This is a genomic window from Actinomyces johnsonii (assembly GCF_006546835.1).
Taxonomy (GTDB): Bacteria; Actinomycetota; Actinomycetes; order Actinomycetales; family Actinomycetaceae; genus Actinomyces; species Actinomyces johnsonii.
On record NZ_VICB01000013.1, the window covers coordinates 257,392 to 277,547 of the forward strand.

Consider the following 20,156-nt stretch of genomic DNA (forward strand, 5'->3'; position numbering starts at 1 on the left):
CCGCCCCCACCGGCCGGCACTGGCCCGCACTGGCCAGCCTCGACAGCGGCACGGAACGGGCGGCCGCCAATCGAGAACTGCGTTTCCCATCCAGAACGTACCCATCCCGCAAACCACTGGCATCCGCCCCCAGTCGTCTGCGGGACAACGCAGTCCCCGATCACGAAGCACGTTCCCGATCAAGACGAGCGCAGCACAGGCGGCTCCCCGGCCTGCCGCCTCCCGACACCCACAGACCACATCCCCATGCAAAGGGACGCCTCCTCAACCGCCCATTCACGACCGAACCGCTCAGCGGCGTCGACATCCACTAGCATAGAGCCTGCGAAGCAGCCCACCGCCCCCGAGACTGCTCCACGCCCCTCCTTCCGCAACAGGCCCTGGTGGACGCTATATGAACGTCGGAGCGTCTTAACCTGGGTCCGCCTCTGCGGGGCTCTCGCGCGACAACTGTGGAAGGATCCGAGGCATGAATGTGCAGGCCCCCGCCGCGGTGTCGCTTCCTCCCTCCGAGTCCGTGAGCGCTGTCGTCCTCGACTACGGCAATGTCCTGTACGCCTGGGAGCCGATGGCCGCTGTGGCCGGATATGTCTCGGCCGAAGCCTGGGATGAGTTCGTGGCCGACGGCGACTTCCTCGCCTGGAACGAGCGACTGGACCTGGGGGAGCCCTTCGAGCAGGTACTCAATGACTACGCGCGCGCTCACCCCGAGCGTCCCGACTGGGTGGAGATCCTCGCCCTGTACCGGGAGCGCTTCCCCGCCTCGCTCACCGGTCCCGTTCCCGGCGTAGCGGCTGTGCTCGACGAGCTCCTGGCGGCGGGCGCGGCGCTATACGGCCTGACCAACTTCGATGCCGGTCCTTTCGAACGGGCCAGGCTTCTGGTGCCCCAGCTCGAACGGTTCACCGGCATCGTGGTCTCCGGGCGCGAGCATCTTGCCAAGCCCGATGACGCCGTCTTCGAGCTGATCCTCCAGCGCTACGATCTTGAGGCCGGCAGCACCCTGTTCGTCGACGACTCGGAGGTCAACATCCGAGCCGCCGATCTGCTGGGCCTGCGCACCCACCATTTCACCGGTGCGGGACGCCTTCGGGCCGAGCTCGTCGCCCTGGGTCTGCTTCCCACGCCGGACCGGCGGTGAACCCGGCATTCGGCGGCGCGGAGCCGTAGACTCGGCCCCATGCGTGTGCTTTTCGCCGGAACCCCTGAGGTAGCCCTGCCCACGTTGGAGGCCCTCATCGCCAGTGAGCACGACGTCGTGGGGGTCCTCACCCGGGCCGACGCCCGCAAGGGCCGCGGCCGTGCGCTACACCCCTCGCCGGTGGCCGCAGCGGCTCGCGAGGCGGGACTGGACCTGCACACTCCGACCACCCTCAAGGGCGAGGCGGCTGCCGACGTGCGCGCCTGGGTGCACGGCCTCGGGGCCGACGTCGCCGTCGTGGTCGCCTACGGGCGTCTGATTCCGGCGGACCTGTTGGACGTGCCCGGGTACGGATGGCTGAACCTCCACTTCTCCCTGCTCCCGGCCTGGCGCGGTGCCGCCCCCGTTCAGCGGGCGATCATCGCCGGCGAGGAGATCACCGGCGCCTGCGTGTTCCGCCTCGAGGAGGGCCTCGACACCGGCCCCGTCTACGGCCGTATCACTGAGGCGATCGGCGCTGGCGACACCAGTGGCGACCTCCTGGAGCGACTGGCGCGGGCCGGAGCCCCCCTGGTTCTCGACGTCCTGCACTCGGTCGAGGAGGGGAGTGCGCGTCCTGAGCCCCAGGACGATGCGCTGGCCACCCTGGCGCCGATGCTTTCCACGGCCGATGGCGAGGTCCGTTGGGATGATCCGGCGCTGACCGTCGACCGTCGAATCCGGGGGGTGAGCCCGGCACCGGGTGCTCACACCACCTACCTCGGAGCCAGGTTCCGTCTGGGGCCGGTCACCCCGGTTCCGGATGTCACCGACCTTCTCCCCGGTCAGGTGCGCGCCACCAAGCGTGAGGTGCTCGTGGGAACCGGTGGCTGCGCCGTCCGCCTGGGGCTGGTCGCGCCCGCCGGGCGCAGCTGGATGCCTGCTGACGCCTGGGCCCGCGGTGCCCGTCCGGAGGCGGGTACCGTCCTTGGAACTCCACCTCCCGCGAACGACGACGGCGAGGGGATGAACTGATGGGGGAGCGACCGGCGCGCCGGAGTACGGCAGGCGGTCACGGCGAATACCGCGGCGGCAAAGCCGGCAGACGGCACAACGACCGCAGTAAACGCAGTGAAACCAGTGAACACGGCGAGCGCGGCGGCCGAGGCGGTCAAGAGGACAGGCATGGCCGGGGACGACGCCCCCGCAGGCCGGGCAGCGCTGGGGGGAGCAAGCGTTCGCCCCAGCGCCGCTCGGACCCGGCTCGTCGAGTGGCGTTGGAGGTGCTCACCCGTGTCCGCCGCGACGACGCCTTCGCCAACCTCCTCCTGCCCGAGCTGTTGGGCGCCGCCGACCTGGACCGGCGCGACGCCGGCTTCGCCACCGCCCTGACGTATGGGACCCTGCGCCTGCGGGGGCGCTACGATGCGATGATCGCCACCTGCACGGACCGCCCCCTGGAACGGATCGACCCGGCCGTGCTCGATGTGCTGCGCCTGGGGGCCCACCAGCTCACGGGTATGAGAGTGGCCCAGCACGCCGCTGTGAGCACCACCGTGGATCTGGCGGCCGACTCCTGCGGGCGCGGCGCCGCCACCTTCGTCAACGCGATCATGCGCCGGCTCAGTGAACAGGACCTAGACGCCTGGATGACTGATCTGCGTCAGCACGCCCCCGATGAAACAACGGCGCTGGCTCGCATCCGGTCCCATCCGAAGTGGATCGTCAAGGCGCTGCGCCAGGCGCTGGTCACCCACGGCCGCAGCGCCGAGGAGCTGGAGGCGCTCCTAGATGCAGACAACGCCGACCCCGAGGTGGCCCTGTGCGCCCGGCCCGGCCTCATCGCCCCTGAGGCCCTGGCCAAGGCCGCTCGCAAGGCCGACCGGGTCCACGATGTTGAACCCCGATTGGGGAGGATCAGCCCGCTCGCCGTCGTCCTGGTAGGAGGAGACCCCGCCAGGATCGAGGCGATCCGGGACTCCCGGGCCGGGGTTGAGGACGAGGGCAGCCAGCTGGTGGCGCTCGTCGCCGCCGAGGCCCCGCTCGAGGGCCGCGATGAGCGCTGGCTCGACCTGTGCGCTGGCCCCGGGGGCAAGGCCGCTCTGCTGGCCGCACGGGCCGCTCAGAAGAGCGCCCACCTGCTCGCCAACGAGGTGAGCCCCCATCGGGCCGACCTGGTGCGCTCAGCCCTGCGTGCAGTGCCGCAGGACGTGGCCCGGGTGCGCTGCGGGGACGGACGGGACCTCGGGCGCGAGGAGCCCGGCGGCTACGACCGGGTTCTGGTCGACGCGCCCTGCACGGGACTCGGGTCTTTACGCCGTCGACCGGAGGCCCGGTGGCGCCGGAGACCGGAGGACGTCACCGTCCTGGCCGAGCTCCAACGAGAGCTGCTGGCCAGCGCACTGCGCGCCGTGCGGCGCGGGGGAGTGGTGACCTACGTGACCTGCTCACCACATACGCTGGAGACGACTCTCGTGGTGCGCGACGTCACCCGCCGCCTGGAGCATGAAGGCCTGAGCGCTGAGATCCTGCACGCCGGAGACATCGCGACCCGCCTTGCCCCTCAACCGCCGGCCGGAGCCGGCCGCGAGATGCTTCAGCTCTGGCCCCACCTCGACGGTACCGACGCCATGTTCTGCGCCCTGCTGCGGCGTATTAGCTGATGCATATGAAGCACATCTGAGGAGCATTCCGATGACGGCCATTCACCCCTCGATCCTCAACTGCGACATCGCCCATCTGGCCGATGAGCTCGACCGGGTCACGGGCGCCGCCGGTGCCGGCAAGGGTGCCGACGGCATCCATGTCGACGTCATGGACAACCACTTCGTGCCCAACCTGTCCTGGGGACTGCCCGTGGTCGAGGCGGTGCTCGCCCACACCTCGCTGCCCGTGGATGCCCATTTGATGATCCGCGACGCCGACCGCTGGGCCCCGGCCTACGCCGAGGCCGGCTGCCAGATCGTCACCCCCCATGCCGAGGCCACGACGGCCCCGGTGCGTCTGGCCCGAGAGCTGCACCGCCTCGGCGCCAGTGCAGGGATCGCGCTGAGGCCCGCCACCCCCTTGGAGGCCGTCGCCGACGTACTGGGGGAGTTCGACCTCCTCCTTCTCATGACCGTGGAGCCGGGCTTCGGGGGGCAGCCCTTCATCGAGTCGATGCTGTCCAAGATCCGCCGGGCACGCGAGCTGGTGGGAGCCAGGGGGCTCAACCTGCGCGTGCAGGTCGACGGCGGCATTACCTCGCAGACGATCGAGCGTGCGGCGCAGGCAGGGGCCGATGTCTTCGTCGCCGGATCGGCGGTATACCGGGCCGAGGATGCCCTGGCCGCCATCCGCGAGCTGCGTGAGGCGGCTTCTTCCCACCGGCACGATCGCAGTCACGACCATTGATGATGGCCTCCGCCCCAGGCCCGAGAAAGGAGATACTCATGAGGTAGATGAGACGAAGGGTGCACTGCGATGATCTTCACCTTGAGTCTTGTGGGAAACCTCAAAGGCCTTCAGGAGGTGAGAGACACCTTTGCCAGGCGCCCGTTATGCCGCAGCATTGCTGGGGTCTCGGTTGTTACACCAACGCAACTCCCAGTCTTTGTGAGGTTTCCACAAATGGATTGTGGTGCCCTGACCACGTAACGTCGTCGTTCAGCGGATCTGTCCGCCTGCACTTGTAGGGAAGGCACGGATCCATCATCCACGGCCCAAGGAGGGCCCCGCCGCCAACCCGGCACCGTCCAGGCAAGGAGACTCTTGGTGACCCTCTCCCGCATCCTCATCGCCAACCGCGGTGAGATCGCACTGCGTATCGTGCGAACCGCCCGCGATCTCGGGGCGACATCGATCCTCCCGTACACGCCCGAGGACCTCATGAGCCCGGCCGCCGAGCTCGCCGACGAGGCCTACGCACTACCCGAGGGCTCGTCCTACACCGATGCGGCGGCCGTTCTCGAACTGGCCCGCGCCACCGGCGCCGACGCCATCCACCCCGGCTACGGCTTCCTGTCCGAAGACGCCGACTTCGCCCGTTCGATCATCGAGGCCGGCATCACCTGGGTCGGTCCCTCGCCCGAGGCCATGGACGCCCTCGGAGACAAGATGAGCGCCCGCGCCACCGCAGAGCGGGCCGAAGTAGCTCCGGTCCCCGGCATCACCGACTCGGTCACCGATGCCGATACCGTCATCGACTTCGCCGCCGCCCACGGCTACCCGGTCGCTCTCAAGCGCACCGACGGCGGCGGAGGGCGCGGCATCACCGTCCTGCACAACGACGACGAGGTCAGCTCCACCCCAGCCTTCGAATCGGCGGCGCTGGGCGGCGGCACCCTCATCCTGGAGCGATTCGTCACCGCCGCGCGCCACATCGAGACCCAGTGCGCCCGAGACTCCCACGGCGGATTCGCCGTCGTCTCCACCCGCGACTGTTCCCTGCAGCGACGCAACCAGAAGCTCCTCGAGGAGGCTCCGGCTCCCTTCCTGCCCGAAGGCGTTCACGACCGTCTCGTCGAGGCCTCCCGCCGCCTCCTGGAGACAGTCGACTACGTCGGGGTGGCCACCTGCGAGTTCCTCCTGACCCCCGAGGACGACCTGTGGTTCCTCGAGGTCAACCCCCGCCTCCAGGTGGAGCACTGCGTCTCGGAGGAGGTCACCGGCACCGACCTGGTCGAGGTCCAGCTGCGCATCGCCGAGGGAGGCCATCTCGGTGATCTCAACGAGCCCCGCGGCCACAGCCTCGAGCTGCGCATCACCTGCGAGGACCCCTCCCGTGGCCTGGCCCCCTCCACCGGCGCCATCACCCGCCTGCGCTGGCCGGCCGGGCCCGGCATCCGTATCGAGTCCGGGGTCACCGAGGGTGACGTCGTCACCCCCATGTTCGACCCGATGCTCGCCAAGATCGTCGTCACCGGCGCTACTCGGGAGCAGGCCATCGCCCGGGCCCGGCGCGCACTGCGCGAGACGATCGTTGAAGGCGTCACCGTGTGCACCTCTCTGCACGCAGAGGTCCTGGGACGCCCCGCTTTCACCGCCCCCGACGAGACCGGGCGGCTGATGGTAACGACCCGGTGGATCGAGAACGAGGTTCTGCCCGACCTGGCCGGGGCTGGGACGTTGTCGGACTCCGACGACTCCCCGGCCGTTTCGGAGACGGTCGCCAATCCGCGCACCCGTTCCAGCTACATCATCGAGCTCAACGGCCGGCGCATGCAGCTGACCCTGCCCGACGGGATCCTCGCCCCCTCCAACCCGGCGCGAGGCTTCAGCCCGCGCAGCAACCGGGCCCAGCCGCTGCGCGGCCGCTCCGGCGGAGCCGCGCGCTCGGCCCGCGCAGGAACCCCCGGCGAGACCGAGGCCACCAGTTCCGAACCCGGTGTCATCGCCGCCCCCATGCAGGCGATCGTCACCCGTATCTGCGTCGAGCCCGGCCAGCGGGTGTGCCAGGGCGACCTGCTCGTGGTCCTGGAGTCGATGAAGATGGAGAACTACGTCCACGCGCCCAGCGACGGGACCATTTCGGAGATCCCCGTCGGTGCTGGACGCACCGTCTCCGCCGGCGATGTCCTGGTGCGCATGAGCACCCCCGATAGCAACTCCGAGGAGGCCTGAACCGTGAGCACCGACTCCAACGCCGGCGCCGGCCCGGCCGCCGATACACCGGCGCAGGGAACCACCATGGCGGACTCGCCCTCCACCACTGCCTTCCGCCAGCGCATCGCCCGCGTCGACCGGGAGGCCGAGGAGCGAGCCGCCGCCCGCCAGCACGCCAAAGGCAAGCGCACCGCCCGGGAGCGCATCAACGACCTGCTCGACGACTCCACCTTCCTGGAGATCGGCCGCTACACCGGCTCCGGGGCGGGGGACAAGGCCCGCCCCTCCGGCGTCGTGACCGGCTTCGGACAGATCGATGGCCGCCAGGTAGCGGTCTACTCCCAGGACTTCTCCGTCTCCGGCGGAGCCCTGGGCACCATCGAGGGGGACAAGATCGTCCGCCTCCTGGACGACGCCCTGCGCCTGCGCATTCCCGTCATCGGACTCATCGACTCCGGCGGCGCAAAGATCCAGGAGGGTGTGGGCGCCCTGCGCCAGTACGGGCGCATCTTCAACCGCACCTGCGCCGCCTCCGGCCTAGTCCCGCAGATCAGCGTCATCCTCGGCCCCTGCGCCGGCGGCGCCGTCTACAGCCCTGCCCTGACCGACTTCGTCATCGCCACCCGCCAGGCATCGCACATGTTCGTCACCGGCCCCGACGTCGTACGCGCCGTCACCGGCGAGCAGATCAGCGCCGAGGACCTCGGTGGTGCGAAGATCCACGGCTCGGTCTCCGGTGTCGTCCACTATGTGGCCGAGGACGAAGAGGACGCACTGGGACAGGTACGCAGCTTCCTGGCCTATCTGCCCTCATCGGCCGAGGTCGACGCCCCGCTGTACGCCTACGACGATGCCGACGCGCAGGCTGACGCCGAGGCCGCCCGCAGCGTCGGCGAGATCGTCCCGGCCTCCACCCGCCAGGCCTACGACGTCGTCGAGGTGGTCTCGGCGGTCGTCGACCACGGCGAGCTGGTCCAGGTCCAGGAGGAGTTCGCCGCCAACGTCGTGGTCGGCTTCGCCTGCTTCGAGGGCCACCCGGTGGGGATCGTCGCCAACCAACCACTGGTGGACGCCGGCACCCTGGACGTCGACGCCTCCGAGAAGCTCGCCCGCTTCGTGCGCTTCTGCGACGCCTTCGGGCTGCCGGTGGTCACCTTCGTCGACGTCCCGGGCTACCGTCCCGGCGCCGAGCAGGAGCACGCCGGCATCATCCGCCGCGGCGCCAAGGTCATCAACGCCTACGCCACCGCCACCGTTCCCCTGGTGACGATCGTCCTGCGCAAAGCCTACGGCGGCGCCTACATCGTCATGGGCTCCAAGGCCATCGGCGCCGACCTCAACTTCTGCTGGCCGGGGGCCGAGATCGCCGTGCTGGGCGCCGCCGGCGCCGTCGGCATCATCCACCGCCGCGACCTGATCAAGGTCCGCGACGAGCAGGGCGAGGAGGCCGCCACCGCCGAGCACGAGCGGCTCGTGGCCGAGTACACCGATGCCGTTATCAACCCGGACAAGGCAGTGGCCATCGGGGAGATCGACGCCGTCATCGCCCCCGAGGACACCCGCAGCGTCATCGTCGATTCACTTGCCGCGCTGCGCGCCAAAAACGACGCCCGCCCCGACTCGCCCAAGAAACATGACAACATCCCCCTCTAGATCCCACTCGTCGTCAGTTCCTCCGTCTTCATCCGAACTCAGTTCTGGTAACCGTTCCGAGACCTCCGACCACGCCGTCGCAACACCGAAGGACACCACTACCGTGCACACGACCTCGCAAGCCCCCAGCCCCGCGACCACGATCGCTGAGCGCCTGAGCGGAGGCGAGCCCTACATCATCACCTTCGGTGGCCAGGCCACTCCTTGGCGTCAGGCGCTCGCCGATCTGGTCTCTCTGGACCAGACGCTGGCCGACGACGTCGTCGCCGTGGACCGGGCTGTTTCCGAACGCCTGGCTCCCGTGGCCACCGATCTGCTCACCGTGACCCCGCGCGGCTCACGGCTCCTGGACGATGCGGCCGCGCCGGTCGTAGCGCAGCACCGCACCACCGCCGACGGCGCCGACGTCTCCGTGCCCGGCATCCTCATGGCCCAGCACGCCGTCCTGGCCTCGCTTCCGGCAGCCGGCATCGACACCGCCGCCCACGCCCCGGTGGGCGCTATCGGCCACTCCCAGGGCGTCCTGGGCGTCAGCCTCCTTGACGCCGTACGGGCTTCGGACCGCGAGGGCGTCATCCAGGTTCACGCCATCGCCCGCCTCATCGGCGCCGCGGCCACCCGCACCACCCGCCGCCTCGACCTGGGCACGGTGGGGGAGTCCACCCCCATGCTCTCGGTGCGCGGCGTGACCCGCAGCGTGCTCGACGCCGTCCTGGCCCGGGTGCCGGGTTCCGAACGAATCTCCGTAGGCGTCACCAACGGGCTCCAGGCCCATATCCTCTCCGGGCGCCCGGCCGACCTCGAGCGCGTGGTCACCGCCTTGGAGGCCGCCGCTGCCCGCAGCGCCAAGGCCCGCAAGGACCGCCGCCGCGGGGGCGCTGTCCTGGCCCCGGTCACCGAGTTCCTCACCACCTCGGTCCCCTTCCACACCCCGCTGCTGGCCAGCGCCGTCGACGACGTCGCCGCATGGGCGGCCGCCTGCGACCTGGACGAGAAGCTCGCCCGGGATCTCGCCACCGCCGTGCTCATCGACCCGGTGGACTGGCCCGGTCTGGTCACCGGGGCACTCAAGACCGGATCGGCCGCCCCGGTGCGCACCGTCCTGGACCTGGGACCGGGCAACGTCCTGGTCCGGCTCACCGAGGGAGTCGTGGCAGGAACCGGCACCACCGTCGTGCCCGCGGGCACCGCCAAGGCCATCGACGACCTCGACCGCGCCGGCGCCGCCCCCCAGCCCAGCGTCGACCGCTCCCGCTTCGCGCCGCGCATCACCCGACTGCCCGATGGGCGTCTCACCCTGGACACGGCCTTCACCCGCCTGACCGGTCGCAGCGCCGTCCTCCTGGCGGGAATGACCCCCACCACCGTGGACCCCGCCATCGTGGCGGCCGCTGCCAACGCCGGTTACTGGGCCGAGCTCGCCGGTGGCGGTCAGACCACCCCCGCCGTCCTGGCCGAGAACCTCGAGGGCCTGGAGGAGGCGCTCGAACCCGGGCGCACCGCGGCCTTCAACGCCATGTTCATGGACCGCTACCTGTGGAACCTGCACTTGGGCACCCAGCGTCTGCTGTCCAAGGCGCGCGCCGGTGGCGCCCCCATCGACGGCATCACTATCTCCGCCGGCATCCCCGAGCTCGACGAGGCCACCGCCTTGCTCGAGCGCCTTCACGCCGAGGGATTCCCCTACATCGCCTTCAAGCCGGGCACCGTGGACCAGATCCGCCAGGTGCTGGCCATCGCGCGCGCCGTGCCCGACAGCCCCGTCATCATCCAGATCGAGGACGGGCACGCCGGTGGCCACCACTCGTGGGAGGACCTGGACACCATGCTCCTGGCCACCTACGACGCCATCCGCGCCGTGAACAACGCCGTGCTCGTCGTCGGAGGCGGTATCGGCACGCCCGCCCGCGCCGCCGACTACCTCACCGGTCGCTGGGCCGAGGCCTATGGAACGGCCGCAGCCCCCGTCGACGGCGTCATGATTGGCACCGCCGCTATGACGTGCCTGGAGGCCAAGACCAACGACGACGTCAAGCAGCTCCTCGTCGACACCCCCGGGATCCCCGAGGACTCCGGGGTCGAGGGCGGTTGGGTCGCCTCTGGGGAGTCCACCGGGGGCATGACCTCGGGTCTGTCCCACCTGCGCGCCGACCTCTACGAGATCGACAACTCCTCGGCCCGGGCCTCGCGTCTCATCCAGGAGCTCGCCGGTGACGAGACCGCCATGGCCGCCCGCCGTCAGGAGATGATCGACGCCCTGGCCAAAACCGCCAAGCCGTACTTCGGCGACGTCGAGGAGATGACCTACCTTCAGTGGGCCACTCGCTACGCCGAACTGTGCGTCGCTCCGCACGAGGGTCGCTCCGCCACCCGCGCCGACTGGGCCGACGAGGGCTGGTACGACCGCTTCCTCGACCTGCTGCACCGCATCGAGGCCCGTCTGAGTCAGGCCGACCACGGCGAGATTCCCACCCTCTTCGCCGACTACGACGCCGTCATCGACTCCGACGCTGCCCTGGCTGCCCTGGCCGAGCGCTACCCGTCAGCCGCCTCCACCCTCGTGGAGCCCGTCGACGCCGCCTGGTTCGTCGACCTGTGCCGCAAGCACCCCAAGCCCGTGCCCTTTGTCCCCGTAGTCGACGCCGACATCCTGCGCTGGTGGGGCACCGACTCCCTGTGGCAGTCCCAGGACCCGCGCTACACCGCCGACCAGGTGCGCATCATCCCCGGTCCCGTGGCTGTCGCCGGTATCACTACCATCAACGAGCCGGTCGGTGAGCTGCTGGGCCGCTTCGAGACCGCCGCCGTCGAGGCCCTGCGTGAGGCCGGCACCGGCGAGCAGGAGGCTGCCGGCCGCCTGGGCGCCGCCCCCGCCGTGGCCGACGGCGCTCTGGCCGCTCCCGTGGCCGACGCCAAGGAGCTCGTCCAGGTCACCCCCCACGTCCTGTGGAATGGCCACCTGACGGTCAACCCCGCCACCGTCCTGGATGACGACGCCTACAGCGTCGTCGCGCGCCCGGACGTGGCCGAGGACGCCTACGACCTCGACATCCGCCTCGACACCCACTGGGACGGCACCCCCGGTGGGGACGGCATCCACGCCGTGCGCCGCCTCGTGGTGCCGCTGCGACTGGCCCGCGCCTGGGACGGCGCCGCGCCGCTGGTCGACCCCGAACGCATCAGCGAGACGATGAACGACCTGCTGCGCGCCACCGCGGGCGTGGGCGCGGTGTCCATCACGGGCGACAACGTCGACCACCTGCCCAAGGTCCGCCCCGCCCAAGCTGGAGCCATCGACGCCCTGGGGCGCCCCGCTAACCAGCCCTTCGGCACTATCCATGGCTCCTTCACCCTGGCCGGCACCCTGGGCCACGATCATGCTTCGGTGACTGCCGACGCGCTGCCGGTGGATCTCTCGGCCGCCCCGTTCGTCCCCGACGCCCTGCTCGGTCCCTGCTGGCCGGTGGTCTACGCGGCTCTGGGCAGCGTCGTCGAGGACGGCATGCCGCTCATCGAGGGCCTGCTTGGCGCGGTTCACCTGGACCACACCATCGACCTGCACCTCACCCTCCACCAGCTCCAGAAGGCCGCGGCCACCGCCAGCCCCACGATCAACGTCACCGGCTGGGTCGCGGCCCTGGAGGAGTCCAGCGCCGGCCGCGTCGTCGACGTGCGCCTGGAGCTGACCGACGCAGGCGACGGCACCCTCGTGGCACTCATGCGCGAGCGCTTCGCCATCCGCGGCCGGGCCTCCGGCAACGCGGTGCCCAGCGCGCCCGAGCTGGCCGGCGGTACCGGACGCGAGACCGCCCCGGCCGCCCGCCGCATCCTGCGCCGCACCACCGTCACCGCGCCTGCGGACATGACGGCCTTCGCCCGGGTCACCGGCGACTTCAACCCGATCCACACCTCCTACAACGCCGCCCACGTGGCCGGTATGGACGCCCCACTCGTCCACGGCATGTGGCTGTCGGCCACCGCCCAGCAGGTGGCCGCCTCCACCGCCGCCGACGGCTCCCGCCACGTCCTGGCCGGCTGGACCTACGTCATGACCGGCCCGGTGGAGCTGGGCGACGACGTCGAGATCACCGTGGAGCGCACCGGCCTGGTGGTCGGCGGCGGCTACGTCCTGGAGGTCGTCTGCCGCATCAACGGCGAGGTCGTCTCCCGCGGCACCGCCGTGACGACCCCCGAGCCCACCGCCTACATCTACCCCGGCCAGGGCATCCAGGCCCCCGGCATGGGCCTGGACGAGATGAACTCCTCCAAGGCCGCCCGCGAGATCTGGGAGCGCGCCGACGCCCATACCCGCGCCGAGCTGGGCTTCTCCGTCATCAACCTGGTGCGCGACAACCCCACCGAGATGACCGCCCGCGGCGTCACCTACCGCCATCCCGAGGGCCTGCTCAACCTCACCCAGTTCACCCAGGTGGCCCTAGCCACCGTGGCCATGGCGACCACCGCGCGCCTGGCCGAGGCCGGTGCCCTGGTGGACAGCGCCGCCTTCGCCGGCCACTCACTGGGCGAATACACGGCCCTGAGCGCCTACGGCCGCGTCATGCCCGTGGAGACGACGATCTCAATCGTTTTCCAGCGCGGCTCCACCATGCACTCGCTGGTGCCCCGCGACGCCGACGGCGCATCGAACTACCGCATGGGCGCCCTGCGGCCCAACCAGGCCGGGATCAAGGCCGACGAGGTCGAGGCCTACGTGAAGTCGATCTCCCAGGAGACCGGAGAGTTCCTCCAGATCGTCAACCACAACCTGGCCGGGGTCCAGTACGCCGTGGCCGGCACGATCAAGGGCCTGGACGCCCTGGCCGCGGACGCCCGTGCCAAGGCCAAGGCCCGCGGGGGCAAGAACCCCTTCATGTTCGTTCCCGGCATCGACGTGCCCTTCCACTCCGAGGTGCTGCGCCCCGGCGTCCCGGAGTTCCGCGGCCGCCTGCTCGAGCTCGTTCCCGATGACCTGGACGTCGAGCGCCTGGTGGGCCACTACGTGCCCAACCTGGTGGCGCGCCCCTTCGCCCTGACCCAGGACTTCGCCCGCTCGATCCTCGAGGTCGTGCCCTCCGAGCCGATCGAGGAGATCCTGGCTAGCTGGGACTCCTGGATGAAGCGGCCCACCGAGCTGGCCCGGGTCCTGCTAGTCGAGCTCCTGGCCTGGCAGTTCGCCTCCCCGGTGCGCTGGATCGAGACCCAGGAGATCCTGCTGTCCTCCCCGAGCGAGGGAGGTCTGGGCATCGAGCACATCGTCGAGGTCGGTCTGGCCAATTCGCCCACGCTGGCGAACCTGGCCACCAACACCCTGCGTCTGCCCCAGCACGCGGGGCGCCACGTCACCGTGCACAACGCCCGCCGTGATGAGGCCCGGGTCCTGGCCACCGACACCGATCCGGCGGTGGAGCTCACCGAGCCGGAGTTCGACGCCCCAACCGCCGAGGAGCCCTCCGCCGAGGCCGACGCTCCCGCTGAGACCGCCCCGGCCGAGCAGGCCCCTGCTCCCGCGGTCGAGGCCGCACCCGCTGCGGCGACTCCGGCCGCCGGCGGGCCGGTGGACGACCTGCCCTTCGGCGCGACCGACGCTCTGACGGTGCTGCTGGCCCACGCCGCACGCATCCGCCCCGAGCAGATCGGCGCCACCGACACCACCGAGACGCTCACCAACGGTGTCTCCTCGCGCCGCAACCAGCTCCTCATGGACCTGGGCACCGAGCTCGAGCTCGCCTCCATCGACGGCGCCGCCGACGCCGACATGACGGCCCTGGCCGCCACGGTCGCCAAGGGCGCTCCCGGCTACAAGGCCTTCGGACCGGTCCTCACCGAGGCCATCCGTGTGGGCCTGGGCCGCCTCCTGGGGCCCTCCGGCGTACGCGCCTCCCGGATCGCCGACCGTCTCACGGGCACCTGGGGCCTGGGGCAGGGCTGGGTCTCCCACGTGACCGCCGCGTTGTTCCTGGGCACCCGCGAGGGCACCTCGATGCGCGGCGAGGACCTGGCCTCGCTGGGTTCCTCATCGCCACTGACCAGCGCCGGGGCCGTCGACACCCTCATCGACGCCGCCGTTCAGGCCGTCGCTGCCGACCACGGCGTTGCCGTCTCCAAGCCGAGCGCCGGTGGCGCCGGCGGGGCAGTCGTCGACTCCGCCGCCCTGGACGCCTTCGCCCAGAGCGTCACCGGAGATGAGGGCGTCCTGGCCACCACGGCCCGTACCCTCCTGGACGCCCTGGGCCTGACCGAGAAGGCTACCGTCCCGGCTGACGCCGACGACGAGGCCGCCCGCACCAGGGCCGCCCTGGCGGCCCTGGATGCCGAGCTCGGCGCCGGATGGGTCAAGTCCGTCACCCCGGCCTTCACCCCCGAGCGGGCCGTCCTCATCGACGACCGCTGGGCCACGGCCCGCGAAGATGTCGCCCGTCTCGGCTCCGGCGAGACCGACCTGGAGGCCTCCCGCCGTCTCCTCGCCCCCGAACGCTTCGTGGGCTTGGGGCGGGCGGTGGCCGACCACGCCACCTGGTGGGCGAAGCAGACCAAGGGCTCCGAACTGGCCGATGCCGCCGAGCGCACCGCCATCCTGACTGAGATCGCCCAGGCGGCACCGAAAGCCCCCCAGGCCGGTGACCCCACGGTCCGCTGGTCCGAGGACGTGGCTGTCGTCACCGGCGTGGCCCCCGGCTCCATCGCCGCGGCCGTCGTCGGAGACCTCCTGGCCGGCGGGGCCACCGTGGTGGCCACCAGCTCGCGACTGACTCATGAGCGACTGGAGTTCGCCACCACCCTCTACCGCGAGCACGCCGCGGCCGGCGCCAAACTCTGGATGGTTCCGGCGAACCTGTCCTCCTACCGCGACGTCGACGCCCTGGCCGAGTGGATCGGCAACGACCAGGTGGTCACCTCCGGCGGCTCCACCAAGGTCGTCAAGGAGGCCCTGGTCCCCACCCTCCTATTCCCCTTCGCCGCACCGCGCGTCTCCGGCACGCTGGCCGACGCCGGACCGGCTGCTGAGTCCCAGACCCGACTGCTGCTGTGGTCGGTGGAGCGCACCATCGCGGCCCTGAGCGCTATTGGCACCGACACCCACGTCGACCACCGCCTCCACGTGGTTCTGCCCGGATCCCCGAACCGGGGCACCTTCGGCGGTGACGGCGCCTACGGCGAGGTCAAGTCCGCCCTGGACGCGATCGCCAACCGCTGGTCCTCCGAGCGGGCCTGGGCCCAGCGCGTGACACTGGCCCACCCCCGCATCGGTTGGGTCAGGGGCACCGGCCTCATGGGCGGCAACGACCCGCTGGTCGCCGCCGTCGAGGCCGCCGGCGTGCGCACCTGGACCACCGAGGAGATCGCCTCCGAGCTGACCGATCTGTGCACCACCGAGGTGCGCACGCGCGCCGCCCAGGCTCCCGTGGACGCTGATCTCACCGGTGGGCTGGGCGACGACATCGATCTGGTCGCCCTGCGTGAGAACGCCGCCGCCCAGGCGGCCGCACCCGTGCAGGAGAGCGAGGCCCCAGCCGTCATCAAGGCGCTGCCCACCCCGGTCGTCCCGACCCAGCCCACCGCCCCCCAGTGGGGCGAGGTGAGCGCCGACCTCGATGACCTCGTCGTCATCATCTCCACCGGCGAGGTCTCCACCTGGGGCTCGGGACGCACACGCCGCGAGGCCGAGCTGGGCATGAGCGGCGGGGAGGACGTCGACCTGACCGCCGCGGGCGTCCTCGAACTGGCCTGGGGCATGGGCCTGCTCACCTGGCAGGACAGCCCCAAGGCCGGCTGGTATGACACCGACGGCGAGATGGTCGAGGAGTCCGACATCCTGGAGCGCTACCGTGACGAGGTCGTGGCCCGCTGCGGTATCCGCCAGTTCGTCGACGACGGCGTCATCGCACCGATCGCCGACGAGGAGGTCACCGTCTACCTCGACCGCGACATCACCCTGTCAGTTCCCGATGAGGCCACGGCCCGCACCATCGAGGCCTCCGACCCCGAGCACACGCTTGTGGTCCCCGACGCCGAGACCGGCGAGTGGACCGTCACCCGCCTGGCTGGCTCGCTGGCCCGGGTACCGCGCCGCGCCGCCCTGTCCCGCACGGTCGGTGGCCAGTTCCCGCGCGACTTCGACCCGGAGCGCTGGGGCATCCCCGCCTCGATGACCCAGGGCATGGACCCGATCGCCTCGTGGAACCTGGTCACGGCCGTCGACGCCTTCCTGTCGGCCGGTTTCACCCCGGCCGAGCTGCTCAAGGCGGTCCACCCCTCCGACGTGGCCTCCACTCAGGGCACCGGGTTCGGCGGCATGGAGTCGATGCGCAAGATGTTCGTCGGCCGGTTCCTGGGGGAGGAGCGTCCCAGTGACATCCTCCAGGAGGCCCTGCCCAACGTCGTGGCCGCCCACGTCATGCAGTCCTACATCGGCGGTTACGGCGCCATGGTCCAGCCGGTGAGCGCTTGCGCCACCGCGGCCGTCTCCATCGAGGAGGGCTGGGACAAGATCGCCCTGGGCAAGGCCGACGTCGTCGTAGCAGGCGCCATCGACGACATCTCGATCGAGTCCGTGGTCGGCTTCGGCAACATGAACGCCACCGCGGAGGCCGCGGCCATGCGCGCCAAGGGTATTTCCGACCGCCACTTCTCGCGCGCCAACGACCGCCGTCGCGGTGGCTTCGTGGAGGCCGAGGGCGGTGGCACGGTGATCCTGGCCCGCGGCTCGGTAGCGGCCCAGTTGGGTCTTCCGGTCGCCGGTGTGGTCGGCTTTGTCTCCTCCTACGCCGACGGCGCCCACACCTCGATCCCGGCTCCGGGTCTAGGCGCTCTGGGCGCCGGCCGTGGCGGGCGCGACTCGCGCCTGGCCAAGGCCCTGGCGGCCCTGGGCGTGGAGGCCGACGACATCGCATTGGTCTCCAAGCACGACACCTCCACCGGCGCCAACGACCCCAACGAGTCCGAGCTGCACACGCGTCTGGCGCGCGCCCTGGGGCGCTCCGAGGGCAACTCGCTGGTGGCGGTCTCGCAGAAGACCATCACCGGTCACGCCAAGGGCGGTGCCGCGGTCTTCCAAGTCGCGGGCCTGACCGAGATCCTCGCCTCCGGCGTGGCTCCCGGCAACGCCTCGCTGGATGTCGTCGACGCCCCGCTGGCCAAGGACGCCTTCTGGGTGTGGCCGCGCAGGCCCATCCGCCTGGCCGGCCGCGGCGGCAAGGACGGACGAGTCCCGGGCGCCGGCCCGGTGCGCGCGGGCCTGCTGACCTCTCTGGGCTTCGGGCACGTCTCCGGCCTCATCGCGATCGTCCACCCCGGCGCCTTCGAGGCGGCGCTGCGCCAGGCCGCGGGCCAGGAGGCGGTCGACGCCTGGCTGGCCTCCGCCAACGCCCGCCTGGCAGCAGGTACCAGGCGCCGTCGCGCCGGCATGATCGGCCGGGCCCCGCTGTTCGAGCCGGTCCAGGGCCGTCGTCTGGGTGAGGAGTCCAAGCAGCGCGACCCGCACGAGGTCGAGGCCGCTATGCTGCTCGACCCCAATGCCCGCCTGGGCACCGACGGCGTCTACCACGCCGGCGAGTGAACTCATCACGATAGCGGATAGGGCCGGTTCTACAGACGATGGATACCGTCTGTAGAACCGGCCCTGTTTTGCTCACCTGGAATTGTCAAAAGATTTGCGTCATTGATTTGTGAGTTTTGCTTCATGAGGGTTCCAGAATGACTGAGCCACAGTTTCCGGTCATGCCGCAGGCTTCCCCTGGCACAACCGTTCTGGCGGTGGGAACTGACCTGGTGCACATTCCAGGATTCGAGACCCAACTCGATCAGCCCGGCAGCGTCTTCGCACAGCGGGCCTTCACGGCGCGCGAGCTCCGCGAGGCCCATCGCCGCGCGCAGGAGAAGGGTTCACGCCCGGCCCAGCACCTGGCTGCCAGATGGGCGGCCAAGGAGGCATTCATCAAGGCCTGGAGCCAGGCGCACGCGCAATATGCCAACAGTCGCGGAAATAGCGTTTCTCCGGTTATCCTGAGCGAGGACGTCAACTGGCGCGAGGTTGAGCTTGTCACTGATCGATGGGGGCGGCCATCCCTGCGTCTGAGTGACGCTATTGCCCGCGCTGTTGAGCACAGCCTCGGACAGGAGGTATCGATCCCGGGGTGCTGGCCGGTTTCTCTGAGCCATGACGGCGACTACGCGATCGCGATCGTCGTACATGCGCGGTGAAACCAAGCCTGCGCAAGAAAATGGCGGAGACCCCGATTCTGTCGCGCGCAGCCAGCCGCGATACGTCTCACCGCTGACTGACGTGAGGACATACGAATGACTGACGCTACCTATCAGGCCATTGCGATGATCGTCTACTTCGTGGCCATGCTAGCCATCGGAGGCTGGGCCTACCTGCGAACGGACAACTTCGACGACTACATGCTCGCCGACCGCGACCTCAACCCCTGGGTCGCAGCGCTGTCAGCAGGCGCCTCGGACATGTCGGGGTGGCTGCTCATGGGGCTGCCGGGCGCCCTGTACGCCAGCGGCCTGGTCGAGGGATGGATCGCCGTCGGGCTGACGATCGGAGCACTGGCGAACTGGCTGCTGGTCGCTCCCCGCCTACGCGCCTACACCGAGGTCGCCAACAACTCGATCACAGTCCCGAGCTTCCTGGACAACCGCCTCCACGACACACGCCGACTGCTGCGCTGGTCCAGCGGTCTGATCATCCTGGTCTACTTCACCTTCTACGTCTCCTCCGGCATGGTGGCCGGCGGACGGTTCTTCGAGTCCTCCTTCGGGATGGACTACCACCTGGGCATGGTCATCGTCGCCGCCATCACGGTGGTCTACACGCTCATCGGCGGGTTCCTGGCCGTGTCCTACACCGACTTCATTCAGGGTCTCATGATGGTGGCGGCCCTGGTCATGGTGCCCGTCGTCGGAGTCATGCACCTGGGCGGAGTGTCCAACCTCGTCAAGGCCGTCTCCGAGGTCGATCCCCACTACTGGGCCGCCTGGGGGCCGACAACAACGGTGATCGGCGTCATCTCGGCGCTGGCCTGGGGACTGGGCTACTTCGGTCAGCCGCATATCATCGTCCGATTCATGGCTATCCGCAGCCCCAAGGAGGCCGTCGCCGGCGGCACCATCGGGATCGGCTGGATGCTGTTCGCCGTTCTCGGCGCAGCCGGCACCGCCGTCGTCGGTGTGGCCGTGTACCAGCATGACAAGAGCAAGCTGGCGGACCCGGAGACCGTCTTCATCACACTGGGTAAGCTGCTCTTCCACCCACTGGTGGCCGGATTCATGCTGGCAGCGATTCTCGCCGCCATCATGTCGACGATCTCCTCGCAGCTGCTCGTGACCTCATCGGCGCTCATCGAGGACCTGTACGGATCGATGAACCGCACCCGGGGCAGCGACATCAGCAGTAACCGGATGGTGCTCTACTCGCGCATGGCGGTCTTCGCGATCGCTCTGGTCGCGGCCGTCATGGCCTGGAACCCCAGCAAAACGATCCTCGACCTTGTGGCCTTCGCATGGGCCGGTTTCGGGGCCTCCTTCGGACCAACCATCCTGCTGTCCCTGTACTGGAGGCGCCTGAGCGCCATGGGCGCTTTCGCCGGCATGATCACCGGCGCCGTCATCGTCATGATCTGGGGAAACGTCTCCGGCGGTCCCGGCGGCATCTTCGATCTCTACGAGATCGTTCCCGGTTTCCTGGGCAACTTGGCCGTGGCCTGGGCCGTGTCCCGCACGAGCCGACCTTCGGAGGAGATCTCCGAGGAGTTCGACGCCGCTGTCACCGCCTCACGCGCGTAGCCGGACAGGG

At 70.3% G+C, this 20,156-nt stretch carries 9 protein-coding genes; all 9 read left to right on the forward strand.

From position 1 onward, the window contains the following. Window positions 1–469 precede the first annotated feature (469 nt). On the forward strand, window positions 470–1,141 hold the full coding sequence (locus FK256_RS09380; RefSeq protein WP_141424569.1) for an HAD-IA family hydrolase: 672 nt from the start codon (window positions 470–472) through the stop codon (window positions 1,139–1,141). A gap of 39 nt (window positions 1,142–1,180) precedes the next feature. Next, entirely contained in the window at window positions 1,181–2,155 is a 975-nt protein-coding gene (fmt, locus tag FK256_RS09385; RefSeq protein WP_141424570.1) for a methionyl-tRNA formyltransferase, read from the forward strand. A gap of 236 nt (window positions 2,156–2,391) precedes the next feature. Next, a complete protein-coding gene (locus FK256_RS09390; RefSeq protein ID WP_141424571.1) occupies window positions 2,392–3,783 on the forward strand; it encodes an RsmB/NOP family class I SAM-dependent RNA methyltransferase in 1,392 nt (463 codons plus the stop codon). A 31-nt stretch (window positions 3,784–3,814) separates the two neighbouring features. Continuing rightward, complete coding sequence (gene rpe, locus FK256_RS09395; protein ID WP_211343554.1) at window positions 3,815–4,513, forward strand: ribulose-phosphate 3-epimerase; 699 nt, start codon at window positions 3,815–3,817, stop codon at window positions 4,511–4,513. Between the two features lie 360 nt (window positions 4,514–4,873). Further along, a complete protein-coding gene (locus FK256_RS09400; RefSeq protein ID WP_141424572.1) occupies window positions 4,874–6,721 on the forward strand; it encodes an ATP-binding protein in 1,848 nt (615 codons plus the stop codon). A 66-nt stretch (window positions 6,722–6,787) separates the two neighbouring features. Next, complete coding sequence (locus FK256_RS09405) at window positions 6,788–8,356, forward strand: acyl-CoA carboxylase subunit beta (protein WP_232212468.1); 1,569 nt, start codon at window positions 6,788–6,790, stop codon at window positions 8,354–8,356. Between the two features lie 103 nt (window positions 8,357–8,459). After that, window positions 8,460–17,912: a type I polyketide synthase gene (locus FK256_RS09410; protein WP_141424573.1), complete on the forward strand. Its 9,453-nt coding sequence runs from the start codon at window positions 8,460–8,462 to the stop codon at window positions 17,910–17,912. Between the two features lie 137 nt (window positions 17,913–18,049). Continuing rightward, on the forward strand, window positions 18,050–18,556 hold the full coding sequence (gene acpS / locus FK256_RS09415; protein WP_141424574.1) for a holo-ACP synthase AcpS: 507 nt from the start codon (window positions 18,050–18,052) through the stop codon (window positions 18,554–18,556). Between the two features lie 96 nt (window positions 18,557–18,652). Then, on the forward strand, window positions 18,653–20,146 hold the full coding sequence (gene putP / locus FK256_RS09420; RefSeq protein ID WP_141424575.1) for a sodium/proline symporter PutP: 1,494 nt from the start codon (window positions 18,653–18,655) through the stop codon (window positions 20,144–20,146). The last annotated feature ends 10 nt before the right edge of the window (window positions 20,147–20,156 follow it).

What these genes read in the sequence shown, in the direction of transcription:
- FK256_RS09380 (WP_141424569.1), top strand. Translation starts at nt 470, where the DNA reads ATGAATGTGCAGGCCCCCGCCGCGGTGTCGCTTCCTCCCTCCGAGTCC.
- fmt (WP_141424570.1), top strand. Translation starts at nt 1,181, where the DNA reads ATGCGTGTGCTTTTCGCCGGAACCCCTGAGGTAGCCCTGCCCACGTTG.
- rpe (WP_211343554.1), top strand. Translation starts at nt 3,815, where the DNA reads ATGACGGCCATTCACCCCTCGATCCTCAACTGCGACATCGCCCATCTG.
- FK256_RS09405 (WP_232212468.1), top strand. Translation starts at nt 6,788, where the DNA reads ATGGCGGACTCGCCCTCCACCACTGCCTTCCGCCAGCGCATCGCCCGC.
- acpS (WP_141424574.1), top strand. Translation starts at nt 18,050, where the DNA reads ATGACTGAGCCACAGTTTCCGGTCATGCCGCAGGCTTCCCCTGGCACA.
- putP (WP_141424575.1), top strand. Translation starts at nt 18,653, where the DNA reads ATGACTGACGCTACCTATCAGGCCATTGCGATGATCGTCTACTTCGTG.